This window comes from Pseudomonas helleri, assembly GCF_009600315.1.
GTDB lineage: Bacteria > Pseudomonadota > Gammaproteobacteria > Pseudomonadales > Pseudomonadaceae > Aquipseudomonas > Aquipseudomonas helleri_A.
In genome coordinates, this window is record NZ_WIWC01000040.1 from 44,182 (window position 1) to 50,651 (window position 6,470).

Annotated in this window: 5 protein-coding genes; 2 read left to right on the forward strand and 3 right to left on the reverse strand. The window is 55.5% G+C overall.

The window, feature by feature from the left end; genetic code table 11:
- The 3 genes from GHN86_RS19090 to GHN86_RS19100 form a co-directional block, all read right to left on the reverse strand.
- Positions 1-657 (reverse strand): TetR/AcrR family transcriptional regulator, encoded by a 657-nt coding sequence (locus tag GHN86_RS19090; protein WP_153381262.1) that lies wholly within the window; start codon positions 655-657, stop codon positions 1-3.
- A gap of 87 nt (positions 658-744) precedes the next feature.
- Entirely contained in the window at positions 745-2,142 is a 1,398-nt protein-coding gene (locus GHN86_RS19095; protein WP_153381264.1) for a uracil-xanthine permease family protein, read from the reverse strand.
- Positions 2,143-2,319: 177 nt separating this feature from the next.
- Entirely contained in the window at positions 2,320-3,240 is a 921-nt protein-coding gene (locus tag GHN86_RS19100) for a LysR family transcriptional regulator (RefSeq protein WP_153381266.1), read from the reverse strand.
- 123 nt (positions 3,241-3,363) lie between these two features.
- On the opposite strand from GHN86_RS19100, the gene GHN86_RS19105 reads away from it, so the two are divergent.
- Both GHN86_RS19105 and GHN86_RS19110 read left to right on the forward strand, forming a co-directional pair.
- Positions 3,364-4,713 (forward strand): aspartate aminotransferase family protein, encoded by a 1,350-nt coding sequence (locus GHN86_RS19105; RefSeq protein ID WP_153387131.1) that lies wholly within the window; start codon positions 3,364-3,366, stop codon positions 4,711-4,713.
- An 83-nt stretch (positions 4,714-4,796) separates the two neighbouring features.
- Entirely contained in the window at positions 4,797-6,290 is a 1,494-nt protein-coding gene (locus tag GHN86_RS19110; RefSeq protein ID WP_153381270.1) for a CoA-acylating methylmalonate-semialdehyde dehydrogenase, read from the forward strand.
- Positions 6,291-6,470 lie beyond the last annotated feature (180 nt).

Genomic DNA, 6,470 nt, shown 5'->3' on the forward strand with positions numbered 1-6,470 from the left:
TCAGTGTGATGACGGGGGTGTCAGGCCGCAGCCCTTGAGAATGATACGGGTCAGATTGTAGCTGGCATCAGCCATGTCTTGCTTGGTCAGGCGTGAGCGGCCGGTGACTCGGCAGATTTGCGTCGCGAAGTCAGCATAGTGCTGCGTGCTGCCCCACAGCAGGAAAATCAGGTGGGTGGGGTCCACATCATCCATTTTCCCGGCATCAATCCAAGCTTGGAATACCGCCGCCCGGCCCAGGAACCAGAGGCGATAATCCTGATTGAAATACTCGGTGAGGCATTCACCGCCACTGATGATTTCCATGGCGAAGATGCGTGATGCCTTGGGCTGGCTGCGGGAAAATTCCATTTTCGCCTGGATATAACGGGTCAGTGCCTGGGCAGGATCATCCTGCGCGTTGAGGGTGTTGAAGGTGCTGTCCCAGAGCTCAATGATATTGCTCAACACGGCAATATAAAGCCCGAGTTTATTGGTGAAGTAATAGTGCAGGTTGGCTTTGGGCAGGCCGGCATTTTGCGCGATGGTGTTCATGCTGGTGCCTTTGAAACCATGGCGGGCGAACTCATCTTCGGCGGCCTTGAGAATGGCGTCTTCGTTTTTCTGACGAATGCGGCTGGCAGGTTTGCCTGCGTGTGCAGGGACTTCAAGGGTCATAAACAATTCCGGACAGATCGGTGGGCGCAACCAGTGCACTGATAGCGCACCCACCGTAATGAAACAAGCAGTGTGAGCATAAACAGCTCAGCTTTTTGGCCCAAGTGCGGGGCTTGGAGCAGGCACAATCGCGATCTCGGTTTCAGGTTTTTTCTCCGGCAGCAGCAGGCACATGAGCAGCGCGGTAATGCCGCCGCTGGTGATCGCTGAGTCGAACAGGTTTTGCACCAGTTTAGGCATCAAATGCAGCAAGCCGGGTTGCGCCGCGATCCCCAGACCGACGCCAAAGGAAGTCGCAATAATCAGCATATTGCGGCGATCCAGCGGGGCTTGAGCGAGGATTCGCACGCCCGCTGCGGCGACGCTTCCAAACATGACCAGCGTGGCGCCACCCAGCACCGGCTTGGGGATTTGCTGCAACACTGCGCCAATCACCGGAAACAATCCAAGACAGATCAAAATGGCACCGATGTACAGGCCGACATAGCGGCTGGCCACGCCGGTCAACTGAATGACACCGTTATTCTGGGCGAACGTGGTGTTGGGAAAGGCACTGAACGTGGCGGCGATCATGCAACTGACGCCATCGCCCAGCACGCCGCCTTTGAGCCTGGCGATGTAACTTGGCCCACTGATGGGTTGGCGGGCCAGCATGCAGTTGGCCGTGAGGTCGCCGACGGTTTCGATCGTGCTGATCACATAGATCAGCGCGACGGGCAAAAAGGCCGTCCAGTCGAAACTGAAACCAAACTTGAACGGTACAGGGGCGCTGATCAGTGGCAAACCGGTAATGGGCTTGGGTACCAATTGACCGCTGTACCAGGCGACCAGGCTACCGACGGCGAGACCGATGATGATGGCCGACAGCCGCACCCAAGGGGTCGAGGAGCGGTTGAGCAAGATGATCGTCAGCAATACAAAGCCACCCAATGCAAGATTGGCTGGCGCGCCAAAGTCCGGTGCATTGAAACCGCCCCCCAGATCCGTGATGCCGACCTTGATCAGGCTGACGCCAATCAGCGTAATCACGATGCCCGTCACCAGCGGTGTGATCACCCGGCGCAATTGGCCAATGCAACGGCTGAGGATGACTTGCACCAGTGCGCCGAAAAAGCACACGCCAAAAATCATTGCCAGAATATCTTCCGGGCTGCCGCCCCGTTGTTTGACCAGAAAACCGGCGGACAGGACGGCGCCCAGAAAGGCAAAGCTGGTGCCCTGCAGGCAAATCATTCCGGCGCCAATGCCAAAAGGTCGACGAGCCTGAATGAAGGTGCCAACACCGGAGACCAGCAAGGCCATGCTGATCAGATACGGCAAGTGTTCCATCAGCCCCAGTGCAGCGCCGATCACCAGCGGCGGTGTAATGATGCCGACGAATGCTGCCAATACGTGCTGTAACGCAGCCAAGATCGCGGCGAGTGGTTTTGGGCGGTCGTTCAGGCCGTAAATCAGTTCACTGGGCGTAGATGATTCTGGCTGCATGGGGCGCTCTCTGCATTCGGCTGTGCATGTGGGGTAGATAGGCCATTGCAAAAAGCTGTCCAAGTGCTCAGGTAATTATTCAGTCCTGCTCTGTTAATTTTTATAAATCATGAAGTTAAAAGGTTTTTAGCAGACGCTGGGTTGCGCCTTGGTCAAGTCATTAATCCAGCAGGCGCCCTAGCGTGTAGCGGCCAGACTCTCCAGAAAGCTTTCCAGCACCAAATGGGGGCGACGGCCTTTACGCGTGACAGAAGCCAAGCTCAAATCGTAATAGCGCAACGTAGGTTTGAGCGCCCGTAACCGGCCTTGCTGCACCCAGAATTGGGCATAGTGGTCTGGCAGATAGCCAATATATCGGCCGGTCAGAATCAAAAAAGCCATGCCTTCGCGGTCCGAAGCACTGGCCGTGCAGTTGAGGGCTTGATAGTGCGCCTGAATCTCGGCCTGCAGGCGAAAGGTCGGGGCAATGGCGTCCTGATCATTGAGCCGCTGATCCTCCAGCAAGCGGTCGTCGACATAGAACAATGGATGGCCCACGGCGCAGTAAAGCAGTGAGCGTTCGCTGTACAACAGTTGGTATTCAAGCCCGGACAGTGCACTGGCCTGAGGCACTACACCCACATGCAAACGCCCGTCGAGCACGCCTTGCTCCACCTCATTGGGAGCGATCATGCGAATATGAATTTGCACGTCGGGCCCGCGCTCCTTGAGTTGAGCCAAGGCATGGGTAATGCGCATATGGGGGAGGGTGACGAGGTTGTCGGTCAGCCCGATGGTCAACTCACCGCGCAAATGGTGGTGCAAACCGTTGACCTCGGTGCGAAAGCTTTCCAGTGCGCCCAGCAACTGGAGTGCTGACTGGTAAACCTCGCGGCCTTCTTCGGTCAGGGAGAATCCGGCTCGCCCACGCTGACATAACCGCAAACCGAGGCGCTGCTCAAGATCACTCATTTGCTGACTAATCGCCGAGCGGCCAATGCCCAATACCGTCTCAGCAGCCGAAAATCCGCCGCATTCCACAACGCTGCGGAAGATGCGCAGCAAGCGGATATCAAAGTCGCTGACTTGCGCCAGTGCATCGGGACGACGGCTGCTCATAGTTTAGTGACTGCCTAACTAAAGGTTAGAAAAGTTGGATTTCACCGACTTTATAGCCGTGTCAATTTAGCTGCAACAACGCTTTCAATCCCACGCCGCTTTCTGCTTTGCGAGGTTTTGCTCATGAACATGCCTGAAAATGCCGAGATCTCAGTGACCAGCCAATTGAAGCTGGATGCTCACTGGATGCCTTACACCGCGAACCGTAACTTCCACCGTGATCCACGTTTTATCGTGGGCGCAAAAGGCAGTTACCTGACGGACGATAAAGGTCGGCAAATTTACGATTCGCTGTCAGGTCTATGGACGTGCGGCGCAGGGCATACCCGCACGGAAATTCAGGAAGCGGTGGCCAAGCAACTGGGCACACTGGACTACTCCCCCGCGTTCCAATACGGTCATCCGCTGTCCTTTCAATTGGCCGAGAAAATTACCGCGCTGACGCCGGGCAATCTGAACCACGTGTTCTTCACTGATTCGGGGTCTGAATGTGCCGACACGGCCGTGAAGATGGTACGGGGTTACTGGCGTTTGAAAGGCCAGGCGACCAAAACCAAAATGATCGGTCGTGCTCGCGGCTATCACGGCGTGAACATTGCCGGTACCAGTCTGGGCGGTGTGAATGGCAACCGTAAGCTGTTTGGTCAGGCCATGATGGACGTTGATCATCTGCCTCACACGTTATTGGCCAGCAACGCGTTTTCTCGCGGAATGCCCGAGTTGGGCGGAATTGCATTGGCCGATGAACTGCTCAAGTTGATCGAACTGCATGATGCCTCGAATATTGCCGCAGTGTTTGTTGAGCCAATGGCCGGCTCTGCCGGTGTACTGGTGCCGCCACAGGGTTATCTGAAACGCCTGCGTGAAATCTGCGATCAGCACAACATCCTGTTGGTGTTCGATGAGGTGATTACCGGGTTTGGTCGCACTGGCTCGATGTTCGGGGCTGACAGCTTCGGTGTGACACCGGACTTGATGTGTATTGCCAAGCAAGTCACCAACGGTGCGATTCCCATGGGGGCGGTGATTGCGTCTACTGAGATTTATCAGACGTTCATGAATCAGCCTACGCCTGAGTATGCGGTTGAGTTCCCACATGGTTACACCTACTCGGCTCACCCGGTGGCGTGCGCTGCGGGGATTGCTGCGCTGGATCTGCTGCAAAAAGAAAACCTGGTGCAGAGCGTGACGGATGTCGCACCGCATTTCGAGAATGCGCTGCATGGCCTGAAGGGCGTGAAAAACGTCATCGACATTCGTAACTATGGCCTGGCGGGCGCCATTCAAATTGCACCGCGTGATGGCGATGCGATTGTGCGGCCGTTCGATGCGGCGATGAAATTGTGGAAAGCCGGATTTTATGTTCGTTTTGGCGGTGACACCCTGCAGTTCGGGCCAACCTTCAACAGCAAGGCGCAAGACCTGGATCGCTTGTTCGATGCGGTCGGTGAAGCGCTGAACCAGATCGACTGATCCTTCTATATATAGAAGCGACACTTTTGGCTTTACCCAGGCGCGCAGCGTTCGCGCCTGTGGACAACTTTTCTGGAGCATCCATGAGCACCATTCAACATTTGATCAATGGCGAGTTGCTGAACGATACCGGCCGTACTGCCGATGTGTATAACCCGTCGACCGGTAAAGTAATCCATCAAGTTCCCTTGGCCAGTCGCGAGACCATTCAACAAGCGATTGACGCTGCCAAGGCGGCATTCCCGGCCTGGCGTAATACGCCTCCAGCCAAGCGTGCTCAAGTGATGTTCCGATTTAAGCAATTGCTGGAACAGAACGAAGCCCGTATCTCGCAGTTGATCAGCGAAGAACATGGGAAGACGCTGGAAGATGCGGCGGGCGAACTCAAGCGTGGGATTGAGAATGTTGAGTACGCCTGTTCAGCGCCGGAAATTTTGAAGGGCGAATACAGCCGTAACGTAGGCCCGAACATTGATGCATGGTCGGACTTCCAGCCCTTGGGTGTAGTGGCGGGTATTACGCCATTCAACTTCCCGGCGATGGTTCCTTTGTGGATGTACCCGTTGGCAATTGTGTGTGGTAACTGTTTCATCCTTAAGCCGTCGGAGCGAGATCCGAGTTCGACGTTGTTTATTGCTCAGTTGCTGCAAGAGGCAGGGCTGCCCAAGGGTGTGATGAGCGTTGTGCATGGTGACAAATCCGCTGTGGATGCGCTGATTGAAGCGCCAGAAGTCAAAGCGTTGAGTTTTGTGGGGTCTACGCCGATCGCAGAGTACATCTATGCCGAGGCGACCAAGCGCGGCAAGCGCGTTCAAGCGTTGGGCGGGGCGAAGAACCATGCGGTGCTGATGCCGGATGCCGATTTGGATAACGCGGTTAATGCGTTGATGGGTGCCGCGTATGGTTCATGTGGCGAGCGCTGCATGGCAATTTCGGTTGCCGTATGTGTTGGCGATCAAGTGGCGGATGCGCTCGTGGCCAAGTTGGTTCCACAGATCAAAGCGCTGAAAATTGGCGCTGGCACTTCGTGCGGTCTGGACATGGGCCCCTTGGTGTCGGGGCAGGCGCGTGACAAGGTCAGTGGTTATGTGCAAGACGGTGTGGCCGCTGGCGCTGAACTCGTGGTTGATGGTCGTGGTTTGAGTGTCAAGGATCACGAAGAAGGCTTCTTCCTGGGTGGCTGTCTGTTTGATCGTGTGACGCCTGAAATGCGCATCTATAAAGAAGAGATCTTTGGACCGGTGCTGTGCATTGTGCGGGTGGATAGCCTGGAAGCCGCGATGCAGTTGATCAATGACCATGAATACGGCAATGGCACCTGTATATTTACCCGTGACGGCGAGGCGGCACGTTTGTTCTGCGATGAAATCGAAGTGGGCATGGTCGGTGTTAACGTCCCACTGCCCGTACCTGTGGCTTATCACAGCTTTGGTGGCTGGAAACGCTCGCTGTTTGGTGACTTGCATGCCTATGGGCCGGATGGCGTGCGTTTCTATACCCGCCGTAAAGCAATCACCCAGCGTTGGCCGCAGCGTGCTACTCATGAAGCATCGCAATTCGCGTTTCCGAGCCTGTAAGTACTTCGTTGCATCTGCTTGAAGCAAAGGCCAGCCGCCAGGCTGGCCTTTGCTTTTGGGTTATATGACATAAATGTGAAATGAGTGCTTGACCCAGAATTCCAACGGCCTATAATTCGCCCCACTTCCGGCGCAGTCGAAACGGAAAACTCCTTGATATTCAATGAGTTGTACGGTTTT